This is a genomic window from Microbacterium sp. CPCC 204701 (assembly GCF_004010105.1).
Taxonomy (GTDB): Bacteria; Actinomycetota; Actinomycetes; order Actinomycetales; family Microbacteriaceae; genus Microbacterium.
Genome location: NZ_RRYE01000590.1, coordinates 1 through 1,266 on the forward strand (window position 1 = coordinate 1; position 1,266 = coordinate 1,266).

Annotated in this window: 2 protein-coding genes; both read left to right on the top strand. The window is 73.1% G+C overall.

Annotation, left to right across the window (positions count from 1 at the left end; translation table 11 throughout):
- A partial coding sequence (locus tag EIO58_RS18135) for a phosphoenolpyruvate carboxylase (protein WP_127820579.1) occupies positions 1-941 on the top strand: 941 nt, incomplete at its 5' end.
- A 49-nt stretch (positions 942-990) separates the two neighbouring features.
- Complete coding sequence (locus EIO58_RS19080; RefSeq protein WP_164861874.1) at positions 991-1,161, top strand: hypothetical protein; 171 nt, start codon at positions 991-993, stop codon at positions 1,159-1,161.
- Positions 1,162-1,266: the final 105 nt, after the last annotated feature.

The window sequence follows — 1,266 nt, forward strand, 5'->3', positions numbered from 1 at the left end:
CGCAGCGCGAGGGCCTCGAGCTGACGCTGTTCCACGGCCGCGGCGGCGCGCTCGGCCGCGGCGGCGGCCCCGCCAACTCCGCGATCGTGGCGCAGCCGCCGCACTCCGTCGACGGGCGCTTCAAGCTCACCGAGCAGGGTGAGGTGATCTTCGCCCGCTACGGCGATCCCGCCATTGCGATGCGGCACATCGACCAGGTCGCCGCGGCGATCCTGCTGGCCTCGGCACCCTCGAACGAGGAGCGCAACCGCGAGGCCGCCGAGAAGTACGCCGACGTCGCCGGCGCGATGGACGTCGCGTCCCGCGAGAGGTTCTTCTCGCTCGTGAGGGCGCCGGGCTTCGCCCCCTGGTTCGCGCGCGTGACGCCGATGGAGGAGATCGGCCTCCTCGCGCTGGGCTCGCGCCCGGCTCGTCGCGGGCTCTCGGTGGAGTCGCTCGAGGACCTTCGCGCGATCCCGTGGGTGTTCGCGTGGACTCAGGCCCGCATCAACCTCGCCGGGTGGTTCGGGCTCGGCACCGCGCTCGAGGCGGTCGGCGACGATGCCCTCCTGCAGCGCGCGTACACCGAGTGGCCGCTCCTGCGCACGCTCATCGACAACGTCGCCATGAGCCTCGCGAAGGCGGACGATCGCATCGCCCGGCACTACCTCGAGCTGGGCGACCGCGACGACCTCGCCGCGCTCGTGCGCGACGAGATGCGCCTCACCCGCGACTGGGTGATCCGGGTGACCGGCGGCACCGAGCTGCTCGCGAACAAGCCGGTGCTGCAGCGCGCGGTCAAGATGCGCAGCCCGTACGTCGACGCGCTGTCGCTGCTGCAGCTGCGCGCCCTGCGCGCACTTCGCGACACTCCCGAAGGGGCGCCCGTCGACCCCGAGCAGCAGCGCCTGCTGCTGCTGTCGGTCTCGGGCGTCGCGGCCGGCCTCCAGAACACCGGCTGACGCGCGCGTCGCTGCGACGGATGCCGTGGGCCGGGGTTACCGTGGCGACATGGCACGGATGATCGTCGCCGAGGCATGTCCGGAGTGCGACTCGCTCGAGGTGCGCACGGTCGAACCCCGCTGGTTCGCCGTGGGCCTCGATCGTCGAGCCGAGCTCGACCAGGGCTGGGTGGAACGACTCGAGTTCGCCTGCCACGAGTGCGGGCTTCATTGGGACTGACCGGATTGCGGATGCCGCGGGCCTCGGCGGGCCCACGCGGCCAGAGGCTCCGCGCGACGCGCCGGCGGCGCGTGGCGGGGCCGTGGGGACCGTTCAGTCGACACG